Source organism: Sphingobium sp. Leaf26, assembly GCF_001421665.1.
Classification (GTDB): domain Bacteria; phylum Pseudomonadota; class Alphaproteobacteria; order Sphingomonadales; family Sphingomonadaceae; genus Sphingobium.
Genome location: NZ_LMKV01000023.1, coordinates 70,418 through 91,599, shown reverse-complemented (window position 1 = coordinate 91,599; position 21,182 = coordinate 70,418). Strand labels below are relative to the sequence as shown.

Below are 21,182 nucleotides of genomic sequence, written 5' to 3'. Positions count from 1 at the left end.
GGACGGGCCATGCTTCTCGCGATCGACGCGGGTAACACCAATGTCGTTTTCGCGCTGCTCGAAGGGCGCGAAATCAAGACACGCTGGCGGATAGCCACGGACCCCCGGCGCACGGCCGACGAATATGTCGTCTGGCTGAACCAGTTGTTACAACTGGAAGGCTATGCCATCGCCGATGTGGAGGCGGTCATCATCGCCACCGTCGTGCCGCGCGCGCTCCATAATCTTCAGGTGCTGGCGGAAAAATATTTCAAGACCACGGCGCTGGTCGCCGGGCAGTTCCCGGTCGAATGGGGCATCGAACTGGACGTGGCCGAGCCCAGTTCGGTTGGCGCGGATCGGGTTGTAAACGCCATTGCCGCTCACCATCTCTATCATGACGATCTGATCGTGATCGACTTCGGCACGGCGACGACCTTCGACGTGGTCGATTATAGCGGTGCCTACAAGGGCGGCGTGATCGCGCCGGGTATCAACCTGTCGCTGGATGCTCTGGTCGCCGCGGCGGCCAAGCTGCCCAAGATCGCGATCGAGCCGCCGGAAAATCGGTCGGTGATCGGGCGTAGCACGGTGGACGCGATGCAGATCGGCGTTTTCTGGGGCTATGTGGCGATGATGGAGGGGTTGGTCGCGCGCATCCGCGCCGAGATCGGCCGTCCCGCCAAGGTGATTTCGACCGGAGGACTAGCGGTCCTCTTCAATGACAATAGCGATATTTTCGATGCGATCGCACCGGACCTCACCATTTTGGGGTTGGCGTTGTTGCACGAACGGAGTTTGAGAACATAATGACACCCAAGGATGAACTGGTCTTCCTGGCCCTCGGTGGGTCCGGCGAGATCGGCATGAACGTCAATCTATATGGCTGCCAGGGCAAGTGGGTCATGGTCGACCTCGGCCTGACCTTTGCCGACCCCAATTATCCCGGCGTGGAACTCGTCCTGCCGGACTTGAGCTTCATCGAGGAGCGGCGCGACGATTTGCTCGGAATCGTTCTCACCCACGGGCATGAAGATCATATCGGCGCTATCCCCTATCTGGCCGCCGATCTTGGCGTCCCGCTTTATGCCACGCCCTTTACGGCAGGCCTGATCCGGCTGAAGCTGGAGGAGGAAGGCCTCAGCAAGGACGTCAAGCTGCATGTGATCGAGAATGAAGGCAGCTTCAATCTGGGTCCGTTCGGCTTCCGCTATGTGCCGCTCGCCCACTCCATTCCGGAGGGCAATGCGGTGCTGATCGATACGCCTTATGGCCGCATCTTCCATACCGGCGACTGGAAACTGGACGAACAGCCGTTGCTCGGCCAGCCGTCCACCCCGGCGGAACTGACGGCGATCGGTGACGAAGGCGTGCTGGCGCTGGTCTGCGACAGCACCAACGTCTTCAATGATAAGGCCAGCGGGTCTGAAGGCGATGTGCGCGAAGGGTTGATGCAGGCGATTGCTGGCGCCAAGGGGCGGGTTCTGGTCACGACCTTCGCATCCAATGCCGCGCGCGTTCAGACGCTGGGCGAAGTCGCTGCCGCTACCGGGCGCAAGCTGTGCGTGGCCGGCCGTTCACTCGATCGCATCATCGGCACGGCCAAGGCTGCGGGCTATCTCAAGGACTTCCCGCCGACCGTCGACTGGGAAGATGTGATGGACCTGCCACGGGACGAGGTGATGATTATCGCCACTGGCGGTCAGGGCGAAGCACGCGCTGCATTGTCGCGCATCGCGTTCGACAGTCACCCGATCAAGCTGTCGCAAGGCGACACCGTCGTGTTCTCGTCCAAGCAGATCCCCGGCAACGAGATCGCCATCGGGCGTATCCAAAATGCGCTGGCTACCAAGAATATTTTGATGATCACCGATCGTCAGGCAGCAGTTCATGTCTCGGGCCATCCCGGCCGCCCCGAACTGGAGGCCATGTATCGCTGGATACGGCCGGATATCCTGCTGCCCGTCCACGGAGAGCGGCGTCATATGGCAGAACAGGCGCGGCTGGGTATCTCCACCGGCATCCCGCACGCGGTGGTTCAGTCCAACGGCGACCTGCTGCGTCTTGCCCCCGGCGGGCCGGCGATCATCGGACAACAGGACACGGGACGTCTGGTTCTGGATGGCGACGTCATCTTGCCGGCAGACGGTTCGACCATGAACGAACGCCGCAAGCTGGGCCTGCATGGCCAGATCAGCGTGGCCGTGGCGATAGACCGCAAGGGCAAGCTGGTCGGCGATCCGGTGCTGCGCACGCAGGGCGTGCCGGTCGAGGAAGACAAGGCGGCTTTTCTGGCGGAAGCGGCCGAGGAAGCGGCTGCCGCGATCCCCAAGGGATCCCTGGAAGAAGAGGCTTTGCGTGAACGCCTGCGCCTCGCCGTGCGCCGTACCGCGACGCGCTGGACCGGCAAGAAGCCGATAGTGGACGTATTGATCGTTCGCGCCTAGACAGGGGCGATGAATTGGTACGCCATCTTCGCCATCTATTTCCTGATGTGGGTCATCAGTGCCTTCATCATGCTCCCCTTCGGCATCCGCACCCCCAATGAAACGGGTGAAGTGCTGCTGAAGGGGCAGGCGGACAGCGCGCCCAGCAATTTCCGGCCGGCGGTCGTGGTGCTGCGCGCCACCATATTGGCGACGATCCTGTTCGGCCTTTATTATGCCAATTATGTGCAGGGCTGGGTGACGCTGGACATGTTGCCCGGCTATCGCGTCGCGCGATGAGCGGGGCAGCGGCGCGGATCGTTCGCGCCGCCGCTGTCCATGCGGACTGTTGGGCGCGGATGCGCACGGCGCTCTGGCCTGACGCCAGCCACACGGATCATCGAACTGAGATTGCCGACATATTGGCGACGGGCGATGGGCTGGTCGCATTTGTCGCGATCAATGCGACGGGTGTGGCCATGGCCTTTGTCGAGGCAGCGCTACGCCATGATTATGTCAATGGCTGCGATACCAGCCCGGTCCTGTTCGTGGAGGGGCTGTATGTCATGCCCGATAGAAGGCGGGCCGGTCTCGGACGTGCCCTGATCCATGCCGTGGCGGAATGGGGAGCGGAACAGGGCTGCACCGAAATGGCGTCCGACGCCGAAATGGCCAACCTGTCCAGCCATGCCTTCCATCAGGCCGCCGGCTTTGCTGAAACCGAGCGGGTGATCTATTTCCGCAAAATGATCGGCTGAATGATCGCCTTATTGCCGTAGCCGCTCGATCGCCTGCGCCAGCGCGACATAGAGTTTGCCCATGTCGGAGGAGAGTATGGCGACGCCCAGCGCATTGCCGTCACGCGCCACCAGGATGATCCGCAACATCGCCTCGAAATCATGGATATAGCGGTTCACATGGTCGCGGAATTCCGCGTCATTGTCATAGTGAAGCGCAATTTCACGAGATTCGCCGGCATCCAGCAGCTTCACCGCGCGGCGGGTGAACACGCCCCGGTCGCCCTTCAGATAAGCGGACCAGGCCGAATCAGTCACATCGTTAGACAGCAGCTTTGCAACATCGATCGCCGTGCTGTTGAGCGATTCGATGAGCAGGGCGGAACGCCGCGCGAAATGATCGCGATCACGGGTTTCGGAGGCGCGTTCCGCTTCCTCGATCCGCTTTTCCACGCTGGCGCTGGTGTCGGCGATCGTCAGCAACTGGCGGGTCAGCCGCTCCGACGCCTGATGCGCCGCCTTGACCGCTTCCTCCGCCACGCGCGCAACTTGTTCGATCTGCGCTGTCACCTTTTCGCCAATGACACCCTGCAACGCCTCGTCGCTGGCTTCCGCCAGCTTCTGCACTGCGTCGGGAATAGCGCGGCCCAATGCCTGGCGCGCGCGCTCGGCGGCCTGGTCGGCCGTGTCCTTGACGCGCAGTAACGCGGTCACCAACAGCGGTCCGGCGCCTTCGGTGATGCGGGTCGCATCCTGATGCGCGCCGTCCAGCGTCGTACGCAGCCGTTCGACCAGTTCGCGATTGGCCTCCAGCCCGCCTTGCGTGCTTTCCAGCCATTCGGTGAGGCGACTGCCCTGACCGCGCAGCATTTCCTCCGCCTCTTCGGTGCGCCCGACCAGCGCTTCAGAAATTGCCTCCAGACGCTCCATCTCCGGCGTCGTACTGCCGAGCAGGGCGCGGCTTTGTTGCAAGCGTGCGTCGAACCGCTCCAGCGCTTGCGGATAGGTCTCGTCCAGTTCTCGCACGCTGGAATCCAATGCAACCAGCAACGTCTCCGCGCATCCGATCAACTTTTCAGCGGTCATGCCGCCGTTCGCCAGTGCGGCATCGATCCGCTGGGTTTCCAGCGTCATGCGCATCAACGCCCCGGTCAGCCGCTCGCCGCGCGCCAAGCTGTTATCTTCCAGCGCCGCGAAACGGTCTTCGGTGGTTGTGATGGATTCCAGCAGGTTGCCGTGCAGGCTGGTCATCAGGCTGCGTTGGCCTTCGATCATATCGTTGATCTGGTGCAGGCGACTTTCCACATCGCCGATCGTATCGCTGAGACCGTTGACCGTCTCGTCGCCGATTACAGCCAGGCTTTCGCGCGACCGGGCGATCAGCGCATCGAGCATCGCCGTCTGGTTGTTCAGGCCGCCATCGGTGATAGCCAGCGTTTCCTGCGCGCGCTGTAGCGCTGCGTCAAGGCGACGACGCAGGTCGGTCTCCATCGCCTCCATGTCGCGTTCCAGGATGGTCAGCGCATCTTCGCTTGCCTGACCGATGCCCTTTTCAGCAGCGGCAACGAGCGTTTCCAGCGCTTCCGCTCGGCGAGTGAGTGCATCGTCGGTCGTCGTCAGCAGGGTTTGCACGGTGCGTTGGACACCTTCGAAACGCGAACGTACGGCGGCTTCGGTGGCGTCAAGCTCTTCGACCAGAGTGCTGCGCACCAGCTTGCCGTTGTCGGCCATATTGTTCTGGACCGTTTCGATCATAGACGTCAGCGCGGCGGCATGCGCTTCGATATCCTCGCGGCTGCGATCCATCGCCTGCCGCGCGCCTTGGGCTGTCGCGTCGATCCGGCCCGATGCGATATCGGCCAGACCGGTCACTTCTGCGGAGGCCGACCGCGTCGCTTCCTGCATCTGCGTCAACTGGCTCGCCAGGCTCTTGGTCGCCGCCATGGTACGCGCACGGGCGTCGTCGGACAGTTCGCCAAGCGCATGCAGCCGCGCCTCCAGCGTGTCGATCCGTTCGGCCAGCGCATGGCCATTGTCCATCATTTGCGCGGTCATGCGACCGGTGCGATCTTCCAGTTCGGGAATGGACCCGATCAACTGATCCATCCGCGAAACCAGCGCCATGGCCGCTCGTTCGGCGGTTTCGGCCTTGTCGGCCGTGATCTGGGCGCGGCCTGCGATCAGTTCGGCGGACGCCTCCATATTGCTGCTGGCGGCGGCGCCATAGCTGTCGAGCAGTTCGGCCTGGTCTTGCATCGACTGCCGGGCCGCTTCCAGTTGCGTGCCGATCCGGCCAAGCCGAAGTTCCAGCAGATCCGCCTCCGTCCGCAGCGCGCGGGCCGTATCGAGATAGCGGCGCGATTCGGTGCGACTGTTGCGCACCAGCACGAGGTAGGCGACCGCCAGCAGGATCAGTGGGATGGCAATGGTGACGATGGCATTGGCCCACGCGAACGGACCGGCGGCCAGATCGCCCGATGTCGCGACGGCCCAACCGGCAAAGCCGATCCAGCCGATCGCCAGCACAGCCAAGGCCCAGCGTATACGCTTAACCGTGGCCTCATCGGCACCCTCTGTCACTTCACTCTCGTCTATGTCGAGAACCGCCTGTTTCAAAAGCAAGATATCGTCCATCTGCGACTCGTTGCCGGTCGCGGTTTGTTCGTCTCGCCAGAACTCGACGATGGTGCTGCCCCCTGTCATGCGTTCATCCTAGCATCTTTTCCGGCTGCGGAAATGCCCTGTTACCAAAACTTAACGCAAGCCCGATAGCGTCTGTCCCATGTCCTATGATCCTGGCGCCCTTCATGCCGCTCTTGCAGCCGCCGTCGGCGACGACAGCGCATTGATCGCCGATCTGCGCATCGCCTTTCTGGAAAGCGCGAGGCGGCAGGTCGACCTCCTGGGACGGGCGCGTTGCGACGCCAATTGGGAATTGGCGGCGTGGCGATTGAAGGGGCTGGCCGCCAGCTTCGGTTTGACCGCGCTGATGCTGCTGGCTGATGAGGCGGCCGCTGCCGCGCCGGGTGACCCGCGCGTGCTGCGCAAGCTACAGGCCGCATTGCAGGGGCTTGACCAAGCCTGACCGTTTCGCCGCATCGCGCCGCTTGCGCGAAGCGCGCGGCCTTGCGAAAAGGTCGCCGCACAACAATCGGGTCACAAGCGTAACAATATGAGTTTCGCCGCTATTCTCAGCGCCAGCCGCGCATCGGGCGATTCGCCGCCGGGTCTGCGCGCGAGTCTTTATTTTGCCGGCCAGACGCTGGTGGAATATCAGGCGCGACAAGCGACGCAGGCCGGTGCCGACCGTATCATGATTCTGGTGAGCGTCATCACCCCGGCCCTGTCGCAGGCCGTCGATCGGCTGAGCGCGGACGGCATCGCCGTCGCGCTGGTGCGTGACATGGTGTCGATGGTGCGCGATGCACCGCGGGACAGCGATGTGCTGCTGGTTGCCGACGGCGCCATCATATCGCAGTCGCATTTCGACGGCATGGGCGGGGCTGACGGCAATGTCATGCTGGTGACCGACGACAGCCGCGCGAGCACGCCGTTCGAGCGGATCGACGCTGGGCAGCGCTGGGCGGGGCTGGCGCGAATCAGCCCGGACCTGCTGTTCGGCACGCTCGACATGATCGGCGACTGGGATCTGGCGCTGACGCTCGTGCGTACTGCCGTTCAGAGGGGCGCGCGACGCATCACCGTTCCGCAGGACGACCTGCTGGAGGGGCGCGTGGCGTTGGTAGAGACGCAGGCGCAGGCCGATCTGGTGGCGCAGGCGGTAACGGCCGTCGGCGCAGCGCAGGCGCAGGCGCGGGGCGGTCTTGAACATTATCTGCTCGCCCCGCTGGCGCGGATCGTCAGCCCGCCGTTGATGCGGATGCAGGTGCCCGCGTTACAGATCCGTATCGCCGCGATTGCGCTGGGCGCCGTGGCGCTGGTGCCGATCGAACTGGGCTGGCCGTTGACGGGATTCTTCCTGCTGATGGGGGCGTTGCTCCTGTCCGAAATCAGCGACCGGCTGGGCGACCTGGCCTTGCGCGCGCCGTTGCTGAACTGGCTGGCATTTTGCGCACCCGCGCTGGTGCTGGCCGGCATGGTCTTTGCCGGCGGCACGACGATGGCGGCAGACCTGGCGTTGCTGCTTGGCATCGTGATGATCGCCGATCGTTGGGGACGGACCGGAGCGGCGCGGCCGTGGATGATCTTCACCCCCGGTTCGGCTCTGCTGCTGCTTATCCTGACCGGCTTCGTAGGCATGATGATGCAAGGGTTCCGCACCGCCATATTGCTTGCCATAGCCTCGCTTGGCGCCATGTTGCTGCGCAAGCCGCGATGACGATTTTAACCGGCAGGGTTTAGTGCATTTTAACGACGTGGGATTATGCTGACAGGCATGAGCGCCCATTCGTCCCCCACCGGCATGGCCAGCGACCGGCCGATGGCGCGTGCCCTGTCGGGTTTGTCCACTGTTCCGGTGGGGCATGCCATCGATCTGGCGTTTTTCTTCCCTGACGAGGCACAGGCGCGGCCCGACGCCTTGATCGTCGAGACGCGGCGCCATCTGGGCGGCTGCATCGCCGCGATCGAGATGGCCCTGCGCCTGTCGCTGGAGCATGCGCCCGATGTCGCTGCGGCGCTCGATCGCTGGCCGACGCCGTTGACCTGGCCAATGGTGCGGGCGCAGCCCAGCTTGCTTGGTCCCGATCTGCTGGCGCATATGCAGATGCGTGCCGGTGTGACGCTGTTGCTCCGGCAATTCGGACAGGCGGATGTCGAGCAACAGGATGAAGGGCAGGGCGATCTGATCCCCGCCACCGACGATCCCGAACTGGGAGGGGCGCTGTCGGCGCTGGCTCTGGCCGAAGGGCGCTGGCTTGCGCTGTCCGGTGAGGATGCGCCTATGAAGCCGGACTTGCCAGCCGAACATTTTGCCGACCTGCTCTGGACCGTTGCAGCCTGTCTCCATGTCGTGGCGCAACGGACCATGGCGGAGGGCGGCGACCAATCGTTGGCGGCTTTCGACCGTTCTGGCTGGGCGTTGCTCCGCGATCATGATGAGGCGACCTGCCCGATTGCGCAGGCCGACAAGTTGGTGCGGCGCATGGGCGAGCGGGCGGATGTGCCTGAATTGCTAGGCGCCTTGCTGGGGCAGCGGCGCTTCCTTCTGTTTGCCGCGGTCGCAGCGCGCCGGCTGCGGATGGACAGCCGTCAACTGGTCGCCATGCTGGTTATGGGGCCGGTGGCGCAACTGGCCAGCCTGTGCCGTGCGCTGGGCGGTTCGGCCGTCGACTATCGCATTTTGCTGTTGGCGCTGCGTCCGGTGCGTCCGCAACTGTCAGATGCTGTCATCGTGGCAGAGGCTGAGCGTTATCAGTCGGTGAGCGAAGCGCAGGCCGATGTCATGATCAGCGCCGTGCGCACTTCGCCCATCCTGCGGGCCAAGCTGGATCATCTGCACAGGGTGTCCGGCGCATGACCATGCCGCCGCCGGCGATCGTCCGGGCCACCCTGTCGACCGATGGCCGCCTGCTGAGCGCGGATGCACTGTTGCTTGCGCTCCAGCAGGAGGCGGGTGCGGATATCGGCCAGGCCTTTGCGGTGCCGCAACTGGTGGCGATCGCCCGGCTGGCGGCTCGCCTTGGCGTTCTGGTGTCACGACCGGTGGTCGCGGCAGCGCAGCGCGGCGATATAGACATGTGGGTACGGGCCAAGCCTGACGATCAGGGCGTCAGCCTGTCGATCGTGGACTGGCGCGAGCGTCCGTCGGCGCCGGTGCCGCCCGATGATGCCCGGCGCGATGCGGATATCGCCGCGCTTGCCGATGGCTGGACCTGGCAGATCGACACGCAGTTGCGGTTCCAGATGGTGCTGGCGGGCGGTGGCGATAGCGGCGCGCTGCCGGCGCTTCCCCCCGTACCAGGTGCGCGTTTCTCCAGCTATTTCCAACTGGAGGCGGACAGCGACGGCGATATGGCGATGTTGCGCGGGTTCGCCCAGCGCCGCGCCTTTCGCGACCAGCAGGCGATATTGGCGAGCGACAGCAACAGCCGTTTTCGCTTGTCGGCCTTTCCCATGTTCGATCATGCTGGCCAGTTGACTGGCTATCGCGGGACAGCCTTTCCACTGGAAAAGGCAGTGGCCGCGCCGTTCGCGGAAGAGGCGCCGCTCTCCATCTATCCGGCGGAGTTCGGGCGCCGGCTGGATCGTTCGCTGCGCCAGCCGTTGGGGCGGATCATCGCCAATGCCGATACGATCAGCGCCCAATTGGAAGGCCCGTTGCGGCCGGACTATGCCGGCTATGCCAACGATATCGCTGCGGCGGGCCGTCATCTGATGGCTTTGGTGGATGATCTGGCCGATTTGCAGGCGATCGACCGGCCCGATTTCAGCGTGATTTCCGAAGAGGTGGACCTGGCCGATCTGGGTCGTCGCGCGGCTGGCTTGCTGACCGTCAGGGCGCTCGATCGCCGCATCACGATCATCGCGCCGGCACCGGATGTGACTTTGCCCGCGATCGGCGAGTTTCGCCGCGTCCTGCAAATCCTGGTGAACCTGATCGGCAACGCGGTTCGCTATTCGCCCGAAGGGACTGAAGTGCGCATCGCGACGGAGTGGGAAAGTGGTCAGGCGCGGATCGCTGTGATCGATCAGGGCGCGGGGGTTGCACAGGTGGACCGGGAGCGTATTTTCGAGAAGTTCGAGCGGCTGGGCCGTGACGATGCCAGCGGCAGCGGCCTTGGCCTCTATATTTCCCGTCGCCTTGCGCGCGCAATGAAGGGCGACATCCGCATCGGCGGCGCACCGGGCGAGGGCGCCCGCTTCATCCTCTCCCTGCCGGTCGGCACCTGAACAAAAAAACGGCGCCTGATCGGGGCGCCGTTTTTCTATTGCGATGGCCTGGCGCTTTTAGCGCTTGTCGACTGGCACATAGTCGCGCTGCGTCGGGCCGGTGTAGAGCTGGCGCGGACGGCCGATCTTCTGCGCTGGGTCCGAAATCATTTCATTCCACTGCGCAACCCAGCCGACGGTGCGGGCAAGGGCGAAGAGCACGGTGAACATTTCGGTCGGGAAGCCGATGGCCGACAGGATCACGCCCGAATAGAAATCGACGTTCGGATACAGCTTCTTCTCGACGAAATACGGGTCGTTGAGTGCGATCTGCTCCAGTTCCTTGGCGACGTCGAAGACAGGGTCGTTGACGCCCAGCTTTTCCAGCACGTCCTTCGCGGTCTTCTGCATCACGGTCGCGCGCGGATCGTAATTTTTGTAGACGCGGTGGCCAAAGCCCATCAGGCGGAACGGATCGTCCTTGTTCTTGGCGCGGGCGATATATTCCGGGATGCGATCTACGGTGCCGATTTCGCGCAGCATGTTGAGTGCGGCTTCGTTCGCGCCGCCATGCGCCGGGCCCCAGAGGCAGGCGATGCCAGCCGCGATGCAGGCGAACGGATTGGCGCCCGACGAACCGGCCAGACGCACGGTCGATGTCGAGGCGTTCTGCTCATGGTCGGCATGCAGGATGAAGATCTTGTCCATCGCGTCCACGATCACCGGATCGGGGATATAGTCTTCCGCCGGGACCGAGAAGGTCATGCGCAGGAAGTTGGCGGTGTAGGACAGGTCGTTGCGCGGATAGACGAAGGGCTGACCGACGCTGTACTTGTAGGCCATGGCCGCGATCGTGGGCATCTTGGCGATCAGGCGGTGGCTCGCAATGCGGCGCTGTTCCGGATCGTTGATGTCGGTCGAATCGTGATAGAAGGCCGACAGGGCGCCGACCACGCCGACCATGATCGCCATAGGATGCGCATCGCGGCGGAAACCGCGGAAAAATGCCGATAATTGCTCATGCACCATGGTGTGGCGCGTGATGGTGTTGGTGAAGTCGGCCAGTTCCTTCTTCGACGGCAGTTCGCCGTTCAGCAGCAGGTAGCAGACTTCCATGAAGCTGGATTCTTCGGCGAGTTGGCCGATCGGGTAACCACGGTGCAGCAGGACGCCTTCGTCACCGTCGATATAGGTCAGGCCCGATTCACAGCTGGCGGTCGAGGTGAAACCCGGATCATAGGTGAACATGCCGGTGTTGGCGTAGAGCTTGCGAACGTCGATGACCTGCGGACCAACGGTGCCATCCATGATGGCATAGTCCTTGCTATCTCCCCCAACGGTCAGGTTGGCTGTGTTATCCGACATATTTTTCTCCTTGTACGTCATCAACCGGCCGTTGCGTGCCCTGCGGCGGCCAGTCGTTCCAAGCTCGCCTCTTTCCCCAGGAGGAAGAGGACATCAAAAATGCCCGGCGAGGTCGTGCGACCGGTGAGCGCTGCACGGAGCGGCTGCGCCACCTTGCCCAGTCCCAGGCCGGCATCCTCTGCCACGCGGCGTATCACGTCTTCGATCGCTTCGACCGTCCAGGACTGAACGGGTTGGAGAGCGTCGGCTGTCTTGTCGAGCAGCGCGCGCGCGGAGTCATCTAGCAGAGCAGTGGCCTTCTCGTCAAAATCGAGCGGGCAACTTTTGAACAGAAATTCTGCTCCCTCGGCAATTTCGTTAAGGTTTTTCGCCCGCAGCTTCAGCGACGCCATCGCCTGGGTCAAGAGTGAGAGATTGGTATCCGATATAGCGATTTCAAGACGCTGTTCGACCCGCGGCGCAACCAAGGTCGCGAGGCGCGCATCGTCGGCCTCGCGGATATAATGGCCGTTCAGATTTTCCAGCTTCTTGATATCGAAGCGCGAGGGCGACCGGCCGACGCCCGTGATGTCGAACAGTTCGATCGCCCGGTCGATCGCGATGATTTCCTCGTCGCCATGGCCCCAGCCAAGGCGCAGCAGGTAGTTCAGCACCGCTTCAGGCAGCATGCCCATCTCGTCTCGATAGGCATCGACGCCCAGCGCGCCATGACGCTTCGACAATTTCGCGCCGTCCGATCCGTGGATCAGCGGGATATGGGCATAGATCGGCTCTTCCCAATCCCCCTCAATTTCGGCCATGGCTTTGATGATGCTCAGTTGGCGGAAAGCGTTGTTGAGATGATCATCGCCGCGAATGACATGGGTGACGCCCATGTCATGATCGTCGACCACCACGGCCAGCATATAGGTAGGGGTGCCGTCGGACCGGAGCAGGATCATGTCGTCCAGTTCCGCATTCTGCACGACCACGCGGCCCTGCACGGCGTCTTCGATCACGGTTTCGCCGTCGCGCGGCGCCTTGATACGGATGACGAAGGGCGCGCCTTCGGGCGCATCCTCGGGCGAACGGTCGCGCCAGCGGCCGTCATAGCGCATCGGCTGCTTGGCGGCGCGCTGCTGTTCGCGCAACTCGGCCAGTTCTTCCGGCGTGGCGTAGCAGCGATAGGCGTGGCCGGCTTCGAGCAACCGATTGGCGACCTCGGCATGGCGCGGTGTGCGCTCGAACTGGAACACGGCCGGCTCGTCGCCACCCAGACCCAGCCATTCCAGACCGTCGAAAATCGCGGCTACGGCTTCCTCGGTGGAGCGGGCGCGGTCGGTGTCCTCGACGCGGAGCAGGAAATTGCCGCCATGGTGGCGCGCGAACAGCCAGTTGAAGAGTGCGGTGCGGGCGCCGCCAATGTGGAGGAACCCGGTCGGGGACGGGGCGAAACGGGTCACCACCGGTTTGTTCATTCCCGTTGCACTTACCGTCATATTCTTCGACATTCGCCTTACTGATCCATGGATGCGACGCCCCCTAGCATGGCTTTTGAGCCACGACAAACCTCCCTTGGCGGGAGGCTGGCGACGCTGTCCCGAAGCGGGCTGGAAGCGGTTGAAAGCTGGCTGGAATGCGAGCGCGAACAGATCGGCCTTTGGGTGCCGATCGCGCTGGGTAGCGGCATCGCGGCCTGGTTCATCCTGCCCCATGCCATGGCCTGGCTGGCCTTTTGCTGTGGTGCATTGGCGCTGGCCTGTCTGGGCGTGATGCTGCCGGATGGCGGGCGACTGCGGCGCATGCTTGTGGCGGGTGCAATATTGGCTTGCATGGGATGCCTGCTCGTGTGGGGCAAGGCGGTGATGCTGGGGCAGCCGCCGCTGGCGCGAGCACGTTTCGTGCAGATGACGGGCGAGGTGACCGCTGTGCGGCCGGTCCCGGCGCAGGCGATGGTACGAGTCATGCTGCGTCCGGTCGATATGCCGGATTTGCCGGCCGTGGTGCGGGTCAATATTGCCGATGCGGATGTGCCGGCGGGCTTGGGCGAGGGCGCGCGGCTTCGCTTTCGCGTGCGACTCATGCCGCCTGCGCCGCCGAGTGTGCCGGGCGGTTATGATTTCGCCGCGCGTGCCTATTTCCAGGGGATCGGTGCGACCGGCAAGGCGCTAAAGCCGGTCGAGGTGCTGACACCATCGAGGGCTGGTCCGCCGTTGAGGACAAGATTGTTTGGCCATATATTGGAGCAGGTCGATGGCCCGGCGGAAGGGATAGCGGCGGCGCTCGCCACCGGGGATCAGGGCGCCATTCCCGAGGCGGATGCGGAGGCGATGCGGCGCAGCGGGCTGGCCCACCTTCTGTCGATCAGCGGGCTGCATGTGACGGCGCTGATCGGTGCGGTGATCTTCCTGCTGATACGGGTAATGGCGCTCAGCCAGCGGGCGGCGCTGGGATGGCCGCTGATGCTGATCGCAGCGGCGGGCGGCGCGCTGGCCGGGATCGGCTATACAGTGTTGACCGGGGCGGAGGTGCCGACCGTGCGATCCTGCGTCGCGGCGCTGCTGGTGCTGGGCGGCTTGGCGATGGGGCGGGACGCGGTGACGCTGCGACTGGTCGCCACCGGCGCGTTGGTCGTATTGTTATTTTGGCCCGAGGCGCTGGCAGGGCCGAGTTTCCAGATGAGTTTCGCTGCGGTGACGGCGTTGGTGGCGTTGGCGGAACATCACCGTTTCCGCGCCTTTGCCGCCGCGCGAGATGAAATATGGGTGCGCAAGCTGGGGCGCAATCTGACGGTGATGCTGGCGACGGGGATCGCCGTCGAACTGGTGCTGATGCCGATCGCTTTGTTCCATTTTCACAAAGGCGGCTTGCTGGGCGCTTTCGCCAATCTGATCGCCATTCCGTTGACGACCTTTGTCGTCATGCCGCTGGAAGCGTTGGCGCTGCTGCTGGATGTTGCCGGGCTGGGGGCCCCAGCCTGGTGGCTGACCGAGCAGGCGCTGAACCTGTTGCTGCTGCTGGCCCATGGAGTCGCGGCCAGCCCGATGGCCAGCCTGCTGGCACCGACCATGGGGATGGGTTTGTTCGCTATCGCCATGATCGGCCTGCTCTGGTGCCTGCTTTGGCGGACGCGCTGGCGCTGGCTTGGGCTGCCACTGGTTTTGATGGCTGTGGCAGTGACGTTTACCGCATCGCCACCGGACATTTTGGTGACCGGCGATGGGCGCCATGTGGCGGTGCGGACGGAAAGGGGCATGGCGATATTGCGCGATCGAGCGGGCGATTATGTGCGCGACGTGCTGTCCGAAAACGCCGGCTATGATGGCGAACTGGCGGCGATTGCCGATTTGCCGGAGGCGCGCTGTTCCGTGGATCTTTGCGCAGTCCGGCTGAAGGACAGCAAGGGACGCAACTGGCGGCTGCTGTTCACGCGCAGCGACATGTTGATCGCCCGCCGAGATTTTGCGCGGGATTGTGCCGCGGCGGACATCGTCGTCAGCGATCGCGGCCTGCCGCGCTGGTGCCGTCCGCGCTGGATGAAGATCGACCGCCGGCTGCTGACGCGCACCGGCGGTCTGTCGATCGGTCTGGAGCAGGGCGAAGTTCACACCGTCCATCGGCCAGGCGACGGTCATCCCTGGATCAGTCGCCCGCAACCCTGGCCAAGGGGGAAGCGACCGAAAAGGACTGCGCCTTAATTATAGCGGCGCAGGAGTCCGGCCAGTTTCCCCTGGATGCGGACCTGCCGAGGATCGTAAATTTGCGGCTCATAGGCGCTGTTGGCCGGGTCCAGCCGTACCCGGCTGCCTTCCCGGCGGAAATATTTGAGCGTCGCTTCCGCCTCGTCGATCAGGGCGACGACGATCTGGCCTTCGCGGGCGACATCGGTGCGCTGGATCAGCGCGAAGTCGCCGTCGAGGATGCCGGCCTCCATCATCGAGTCGCCCGATACTTCCAGCGCATAATGATCGCCGGCGCCAAGCAGGGCGGCAGGGACAGACAACATGGCCTGCCCCTCCATCGCCTCGATCGGGACGCCGGCCGCGATCCGCCCGTGCATCGGGATTTCGATCACGTCATTGGCCGCGATCGGCAGGAGCGGGGGCGATGCCACCAGCTTGGGCCTGGCCGGCACGATCGGTGTGGGCGCGCGATGCATAGCGTCGGGCAGCTTGAGCACTTCCAGCGCGCGGGCGCGATTGGGCAGGCGGCGGATGAAACCGCGTTCCTCCAATGCGTTGATCAGGCGGTGGATGCCTGACTTGGAGCGCAGATCAAGCGCGTCCTTCATCTCCTCGAACGAAGGCGATACGCCGCCCTCGTCCAGTCTGGTCTGAATGAAGCTCAGCAATTCCTGCTGCTTGGGCGTCAACATCGCGGTCCTCCGTGGAACGTATGAAGAACGCATAGGAAACAGATCGGGCTTAGTCAAGCGTCCTGCGCGTCAGAGCGGCAGGATGGTTACCCGCGTTCCCGGCGCGGCCGGAGGCGATCCGGCCGGGCGCAGGATCAGGCAGTCGGCTTTGGCCATGGCGGCGGTGGCGGCGCTGTCCTGCGAAGTGACGGACACGATGCCGTCTGGCGCGCGCCAGGCGCGTAGATAATCGTCGCGATCGCCGGTTTGCGGTAAGGGGGAGGCGAGCGTTGCGTCGGTTGTCAGCGGCAGGGGGGCACGCGCGCCGCTGATATGACGGACGAGCGGCAGCAGAAAGAGGGTCGCGGTGACGAAGGCGGAGACGGGATTGCCGGGCAGGCCGAGGAACAGGCCGTCGCCAAGCCGTCCGGCCATCAACGGCTTGCCGGGACGCATCCGGATCTTCCAGAAATCGAGCGTGCCGCCGGCCTGGATAAAGGCGGGGCGGACGAGATCATGATCGCCCACCGACGCGCCGCCGGTCGAGACAATGATATCGGCATCCCTGGCGCGATCCAGCGCAGCGACCATGGCGTCGAGGTCGTCCGGTACGATGCCGAGGTCGACGACGTCGCAGGGCAGGGCGGCGAGCAGGGCCGCCAGCATGGGTGCGTTGGAGGAGGGCAGCAAGCCAGCCGGCGTCGGCGCGCCCGGCGGGACCAGTTCATTGCCGGTGGACAGGATGGCGATGCGGGGGCGACGAGCGACCGGCACGGCGCCATGGCCGCCCAGCACGGCCAGCGCGATCTGGGCGGGGCCGAGGCGGCTGCCCGCCTCCAGCAGGATCGCGTCCTTCGCAAAGTCTGACGCGGTTGCGCGGACATGGCGGCCGGGCGTGAGCGGATCGGCGCTGGCGGTCAGGCGATCGCCGTCGCGGGTGGCATGTTCCTGGATCAGGATGGCGTCGGCTCCGGGGGGAAGCGGCGCACCGGTGAAGATGCGGCTGGCCTCACCGGAGCCGAGCGGCGGCTGGATGCCGGTGCCGGCCGCGCTTTCTGCGGTGACGCGCCAGGGGCCGGGCATTTCGGCGGCGCGCACGGCATAGCCGTCCATTGCCGAGAGGTTCGCCCAGGGCTGGTCGCGCAGCGCGGTCAGATCCTGTGCCAGCCATCGGCCGACGGCCTTTGCAATCGAAACCGTTTCCACCGGCAGGCGGTCGGCCAGCGCGAACAGGCGGGCCTGCGCCTCTGCGACCGGGAGCAGGCTCATGGGGCGCGATGCCAGTCACCGGACTTGCCACCGGTCTTGGCCTCCAGTTGAACCGCGCCGATGACCATCGCCTTGTCCAGCGCCTTGGCCATGTCGTAGATGGTGAGCAACGCCACCGAGGCGGCAGTCAGCGCCTCCATCTCCACCCCGGTTTGGCCGGCGGTGCGGGCGGTGGCGGTGACGGTGACGCCCGATGCGTCCAGATCGAAATCGACCGTCACGGCGCTGAGCGCGATCGGGTGGCAGAGCGGAATGAGGTCGGCGGTCTTCTTGGCCGCCATAATGCCCGCGACCCGCGCCACGGCGAGGACATCACCTTTCTTCACCAGTCCATCGGCGATGGCCTTGGCGGCTTCGACGCGCATGTCGATGCGGCCGGATGCGACGGCTTCGCGCGCCGTCACCGCCTTGGCCCCGACATCGACCATGCGAGCCGCGCCAGCATCGTCCAGATGGGTGAGGCCGGTCATGCCCCGGTCAGCAGGTTGCGGGTCGCGGCCTCCACATCAGCCTGCCGCATCAGCGTTTCGCCGACCAGAAAGCAGCGCACGCCATGATCGGCCATGGCGGTGAGGTCGGCATGGCTGCCAAGGCCGCTTTCGGCGACGAAGGTGCAGCCTTCCGGCGCCTTGCCGACCAGTTCGTAGGTGCGGGCGAAATCGACGCTGAAGTCGCGCAGGTCGCGATTATTGACGCCGATCAGGCGCGAGCGAAGGTTTAGCGCGCGTTCCAGTTCCGCTTCGTCATGCACCTCGATCAGGGCATCCATGCCAAGGCCGAGCGCGGCGTCCTCGATCTCCTGCATCTGGCCGTCGTCCAGCGCGGCGACGATGATGAGGATGGCGTCGGCGCCCAGCGAGCGGCTTTCCAGTACCTGCCAGGGATCGACGAGGAAATCCTTGCGCAGCACAGGCAGCGCGCAGGAGGAGCGGGCGGCCATCACATAATCGTCATGGCCCTGAAAATAAGGCTCGTCGGTCAGCACTGACAGGCAGGCCGCGCCGCCGGCGGCATAGGCCTGCGCATGGGCGGGCGGATCGAAATCGGCGCGGATCAGCCCCTTGGACGGGCTGGCCTTCTTCACTTCCGCGATCAGGCCAAAGCCCGATCGGGCGGCATCGTCCAGCGCCTTGCGGAAGCCGCGCGGCGGGGTCTGCTCGCTGGCGCGGGCGTGGAGCGCGGCGATGCTGGTCGCGGCCTTGCGGCGGACGACATCCTCCCGCTTGAAGTCGCAGATTTCGATCAGCTTGTTGGTCATGAATAGGCAATCCAGCAATTGAGCAGGGCGTTGGCAAGGCCACGGTCGATGGTTTCGGCGGCTTCCTCCACGCCTTCGCGCAGATCGGATACGGCGTCCGCCACGACAAGCGCGGCGGCGGCGTTGAGCAGCACGGCATCGCGATAGGCGCCGGCCTCGCCCTGAAGCAGGGCGCGCAGGGCGGCGGCATTATGGGCGGCGTCGCCACCCCGGATCGCCTCGACCGGATGGGTGGACAGGCCGAGGTCTGCGGCGGTCAGGCGGTGCATGGCGATGAGGTCATGACCCTTCACCTCCGCCATGTCGTTGCCGCCGGCGAGCGAGAGTTCGTCCAGCCCTTCGTCGCCGGAGATGATCATGGCCCGATCGACGCCCAGTTCGGCCAGCGCCTCGGCATAGATGGGGACATAGGCGGGGCGGGCGATGCCGACGAGCTGGCGACGGACGCCGGCCGGATTGGCGAGCGGTCCCATCAGGTTGAAGATGGTGCGTTCGCCGATCGCCTTGCGGATGGGGCCGAGTCGCTTGAGTGCGGGATGGTAGTTTTGCGCGAAGAGGAAGCAGATGCCGAGATCGGCGAGGGTCGCTTCGGCCGTGACGGCGGCCTTGTCGAGGTCGAGGCCGAGCGCTTCGAGCGTATCGGCGGCGCCGGCCTTGGACGAGGCGGCGCGGTTGCCGTGCTTCGCCACAGGCACGCCGGCGGCGGCTACGACGAGGGATACGGCGGTGGAGACGTTCAGCGTATGATGGCCGTCGCCGCCGGTGCCGCAGACGTCGATCGCGCCGGCAGGGGCGCTGACCGGGATCATCCGGGCACGCATGGCGCGGGCGGCGGCGGCGATTTCGGTCGCGGTTTCGCCGCGCCGGGCCATGGTGACGAGGAAGTCGGCGATGGCTTCGTCGCTCAGATCCGCGTCGAACAGCAGGTCGAAGGCCATGGCGGCAGCATCGGCCGGCAGCGGTGTGGAAGGATCGGGCAGGCTGTTCATCGCCATTGGCCTTAGTCGGCGTGGGGGCGATGAGTCGAGGGGGCGTTATGCGTTAACTTCGCACTTTTCCCGCTGATTTCGAAATTCCATTTCCTATTGCCGCAACATTCGCAAAGTTGCCGGGCCATTATAGCCCGGTCACTTCCAATAGGGCAGGATCAGGCAATAGGACAGGATCAGGCCGCTTCGCGTTCCCGCACCGGCAGACCGGCGATACGCAGGAAGTTGGCCAGCATGTCGTGGCCATGTTCGGTGGCGATGCTTTCCGGGTGGAACTGCACCGAATGGATCGGCAGGGTCGCGTGGCGGAAGCCCATGACGGAGCCGTCCGCGCTGGTGGCGTTGACCACCAGATCGGCCGGAATATCCTCCACGATCAGCGAGTGGTAGCGGGTTGCGATGAAGGGCGAGGGCAGCCCCGCAAACAGACCGGTGCCGTCATGAGTGACGGGCGATGTCTTGCCGTGCATCAGGCCGCCGCGCACCACCTTGCCGCCGAAATGCTGGCCGATCGACTGATGGCCCAGACACACGCCCAGCAGCGGCGCGCCGGCATCGGCACAGGCGGCGACGAGATCCAGACTGACGCCGGCCTCATTGGGGGTGCAGGGACCGGGCGACAGCAGGAACGCCTTCGCGCCGCTGGACAGGGCCTGGCCCGCCGAAATGGCGTCGTTGCGGACGACCTCCACCTCCGCCCCCAGTTCCATCAGATAATGGACCAGGTTCCAGGTGAAGCTGTCATAATTGTCGATGACGAGGATCATGGCGCAGAGCCTTAGCGCGGGATGGGCGCGGGGGGAAGTGGGGAGCTATGTCGAACGGTCGGGCAATTGTCCGTTTTCCCGTCTGTCGTTCGGGGCAGAGGCTTTGTCCCGCTCACCAAGTCCATGGCTTGAAAAAGCCTTCGATTGCGCTCATATAGGCGGTGCCGGGTTCGCCCGGCTATGGTGATAAAGTGTGTCGTATAATAGACGCAGCGGACCCGGGGGCAGTACCCGGCGGTTCCACCAGAAGGCTCCGGCGGCTTTGAGCTATGGGGTTTCCTGATGGGGCCGAACTAGGATCGACGTGTGTTCAAAGGCGATATTTTTACCCGGCCCGTGTAAGCCGTTAAACTGTGCAAAACTCACAAGTGCCAACGATAACGAAGCACTCGCCATTGCAGCGTAACTGAGGGCCTCACGGCCTGACGTTACTCTAAAATAGCGCGGTTGAACCCACCGGGCAACAGAAGGGAATTCAGCGGTCTCCAGGGCGCCGGGCAACAGAAGTCCCTGGACCTTCCCTATCATCGTCATGTCATCGGGTCGCCCATCGGGCGATGGAGTCGTTCGTTCGGGCGCATGTTCGGGATTGCGGCGATTCGAATCGCCCGATTTTGACGAGTCTTTTCGATTACGCTTTTATGACAGTATGAAGTAAAATTCATATCCTGTTGATTTTACGCAAAAGAAACTTGTTTTTGGTGCCTTCATGCTATCTTGTCCTGATGTCATCTAAATGAAATACTTCTGGCTATGTTAGGAAGTTTTTTCGAGGAGATCGGGCGATGAAAAAGGCCGCTATGATGATGGGTCTGGCGCTGGCGGCGATGATGCCGGGCATGGCCCAGGCGGCGCCCGAGGAGATGGTCGTGGTCGGCGCGCCGGATGGCACGCTTGCGGCGACGGCGATCCAGGCCGGCCGTTTCGCGGACGCGCAGCGCAAGCTGGCGGCGATGCCGGTCTATGGCGAGAATGATCCCGCCCGTCTCATCAACCTGGGCAATGCCTATGCTGGCTTGGGCAGGATGGCGCAGGCGCGCGAAGCCTATCGCTCGGCTCGTTTCGCGCCGGAAGTGACGCTGGTGCTGGCGAACGGCACCGAGGAATCGTCGCGATCGGTGGCGGTGCGGGCGCTTGGTCGCCTCAACCCCAGCTATGCGATGAACTGATCCCGATTACACCCAAAAGGTGCAGGGAGCAGGGCGCTGTCCGGCAAGGGCGGCGCCCT

The 21,182-nt window shown here is 64.4% G+C and carries 19 protein-coding genes and 1 other RNA gene; 11 read left to right on the top strand and 9 right to left on the bottom strand.

Going from position 1 to position 21,182, the window contains the following annotated elements:
• Positions 1-9 precede the first annotated feature (9 nt).
• From ASE85_RS14345 to aac(6'), 4 genes are read left to right on the top strand one after another with little or no spacing between them, the layout of a single operon-like run.
• Complete coding sequence (locus ASE85_RS14345) at positions 10-789, top strand: type III pantothenate kinase (RefSeq protein WP_056689612.1); 780 nt, start codon at positions 10-12, stop codon at positions 787-789.
• Positions 789-2,426: a ribonuclease J gene (locus ASE85_RS14340; RefSeq protein ID WP_056689608.1), complete on the top strand. Its 1,638-nt coding sequence runs from the start codon at positions 789-791 to the stop codon at positions 2,424-2,426. The genes ASE85_RS14345 and ASE85_RS14340 overlap by 1 nt, the downstream gene beginning before the upstream one ends.
• A gap of 9 nt (positions 2,427-2,435) precedes the next feature.
• Positions 2,436-2,705 (top strand): DUF1467 family protein, encoded by a 270-nt coding sequence (locus ASE85_RS14335; protein ID WP_056689606.1) that lies wholly within the window; start codon positions 2,436-2,438, stop codon positions 2,703-2,705.
• The gene (gene aac(6') / locus ASE85_RS14330) at positions 2,702-3,163 is read left to right on the top strand and encodes an aminoglycoside 6'-N-acetyltransferase (protein WP_056689605.1); all 462 of its coding nucleotides are present in this window, start codon (positions 2,702-2,704) and stop codon (positions 3,161-3,163) included. Before ASE85_RS14335 ends, aac(6') begins: the two co-directional genes overlap by 4 nt.
• Positions 3,164-3,172: 9 nt before the next feature.
• Here aac(6') and ASE85_RS14325 read toward each other — a convergent pair whose 3' ends face one another.
• Entirely contained in the window at positions 3,173-5,845 is a 2,673-nt protein-coding gene (locus ASE85_RS14325; protein ID WP_056689604.1) for a hypothetical protein, read from the bottom strand.
• A 79-nt stretch (positions 5,846-5,924) separates the two neighbouring features.
• Here ASE85_RS14325 and ASE85_RS14320 point away from each other — a divergent pair, with 79 nt between their 5' ends.
• The 4 genes from ASE85_RS14320 (at position 5,925) to ASE85_RS14305 (ending at position 9,994) form a co-directional block, all read left to right on the top strand.
• A complete protein-coding gene (locus ASE85_RS14320; protein WP_056689603.1) occupies positions 5,925-6,227 on the top strand; it encodes a hypothetical protein in 303 nt (100 codons plus the stop codon).
• 87 nt (positions 6,228-6,314) lie between these two features.
• Positions 6,315-7,481, top strand: coding sequence for a hypothetical protein (locus ASE85_RS14315; RefSeq protein ID WP_056689601.1), 1,167 nt, complete (start codon positions 6,315-6,317; stop codon positions 7,479-7,481).
• A gap of 57 nt (positions 7,482-7,538) precedes the next feature.
• A complete protein-coding gene (locus ASE85_RS14310) occupies positions 7,539-8,621 on the top strand; it encodes a hypothetical protein (protein WP_056690190.1) in 1,083 nt (360 codons plus the stop codon).
• Positions 8,618-9,994: a sensor histidine kinase gene (locus ASE85_RS14305; RefSeq protein ID WP_056689599.1), complete on the top strand. Its 1,377-nt coding sequence runs from the start codon at positions 8,618-8,620 to the stop codon at positions 9,992-9,994. Before ASE85_RS14310 ends, ASE85_RS14305 begins: the two co-directional genes overlap by 4 nt.
• A gap of 57 nt (positions 9,995-10,051) precedes the next feature.
• Here the strand turns inward: ASE85_RS14305 and gltA are convergent, their stop codons facing one another.
• Positions 10,052-11,338 (bottom strand): citrate synthase, encoded by a 1,287-nt coding sequence (gene gltA / locus ASE85_RS14300; RefSeq protein ID WP_056689597.1) that lies wholly within the window; start codon positions 11,336-11,338, stop codon positions 10,052-10,054.
• Between the two features lie 20 nt (positions 11,339-11,358).
• Positions 11,359-12,795 (bottom strand): glutamate--tRNA ligase, encoded by a 1,437-nt coding sequence (gltX, locus tag ASE85_RS14295; RefSeq protein ID WP_056689595.1) that lies wholly within the window; start codon positions 12,793-12,795, stop codon positions 11,359-11,361.
• 69 nt (positions 12,796-12,864) lie between these two features.
• On the opposite strand from gltX, the gene ASE85_RS14290 reads away from it, so the two are divergent.
• Positions 12,865-15,015 (top strand): ComEC/Rec2 family competence protein, encoded by a 2,151-nt coding sequence (locus tag ASE85_RS14290; RefSeq protein WP_056689593.1) that lies wholly within the window; start codon positions 12,865-12,867, stop codon positions 15,013-15,015.
• Here the strand turns inward: ASE85_RS14290 and lexA are convergent.
• From lexA to ASE85_RS14260, 6 genes are all read right to left on the bottom strand, one after another.
• Entirely contained in the window at positions 15,012-15,692 is a 681-nt protein-coding gene (gene lexA / locus ASE85_RS14285) for a transcriptional repressor LexA (protein WP_056689590.1), read from the bottom strand. The genes ASE85_RS14290 and lexA overlap by 4 nt on opposite strands.
• 69 nt (positions 15,693-15,761) lie before the next feature.
• Complete coding sequence (locus tag ASE85_RS14280) at positions 15,762-16,940, bottom strand: molybdopterin molybdotransferase MoeA (RefSeq protein ID WP_056689589.1); 1,179 nt, start codon at positions 16,938-16,940, stop codon at positions 15,762-15,764.
• Positions 16,937-17,410 carry a cyclic pyranopterin monophosphate synthase MoaC gene (moaC, locus tag ASE85_RS14275; RefSeq protein WP_056689585.1) on the bottom strand — a complete coding sequence of 158 codons (474 nt, stop codon included), beginning with the start codon at positions 17,408-17,410 and terminating at the stop codon, positions 16,937-16,939. Before moaC ends, ASE85_RS14280 begins: the two co-directional genes overlap by 4 nt.
• Positions 17,407-18,198: an indole-3-glycerol phosphate synthase TrpC gene (trpC, locus tag ASE85_RS14270; RefSeq protein WP_056689583.1), complete on the bottom strand. Its 792-nt coding sequence runs from the start codon at positions 18,196-18,198 to the stop codon at positions 17,407-17,409. The genes moaC and trpC overlap by 4 nt, the downstream gene beginning before the upstream one ends.
• Positions 18,195-19,187, bottom strand: a complete 993-nt coding sequence (gene trpD, locus ASE85_RS14265; protein ID WP_056690188.1) for an anthranilate phosphoribosyltransferase — start codon at positions 19,185-19,187, stop codon at positions 18,195-18,197. The genes trpC and trpD overlap by 4 nt, the downstream gene beginning before the upstream one ends.
• Before the next feature lie 176 nt (positions 19,188-19,363).
• Positions 19,364-19,954, bottom strand: coding sequence for an anthranilate synthase component II (locus ASE85_RS14260; protein ID WP_056689581.1), 591 nt, complete (start codon positions 19,952-19,954; stop codon positions 19,364-19,366).
• Positions 19,955-20,078: 124 nt separating this feature from the next.
• Here ASE85_RS14260 and ssrA point away from each other — a divergent pair.
• Together ssrA and ASE85_RS14255 are read left to right on the top strand one after the other, a co-directional pair.
• Positions 20,079-20,432, top strand: a transfer-messenger RNA (tmRNA) gene (gene ssrA, locus ASE85_RS22555).
• 307 nt (positions 20,433-20,739) lie between these two features.
• Positions 20,740-21,123 carry a hypothetical protein gene (locus tag ASE85_RS14255; protein WP_056689579.1) on the top strand — a complete coding sequence of 128 codons (384 nt, stop codon included), beginning with the start codon at positions 20,740-20,742 and terminating at the stop codon, positions 21,121-21,123.
• The last annotated feature ends 59 nt before the right edge of the window (positions 21,124-21,182 follow it).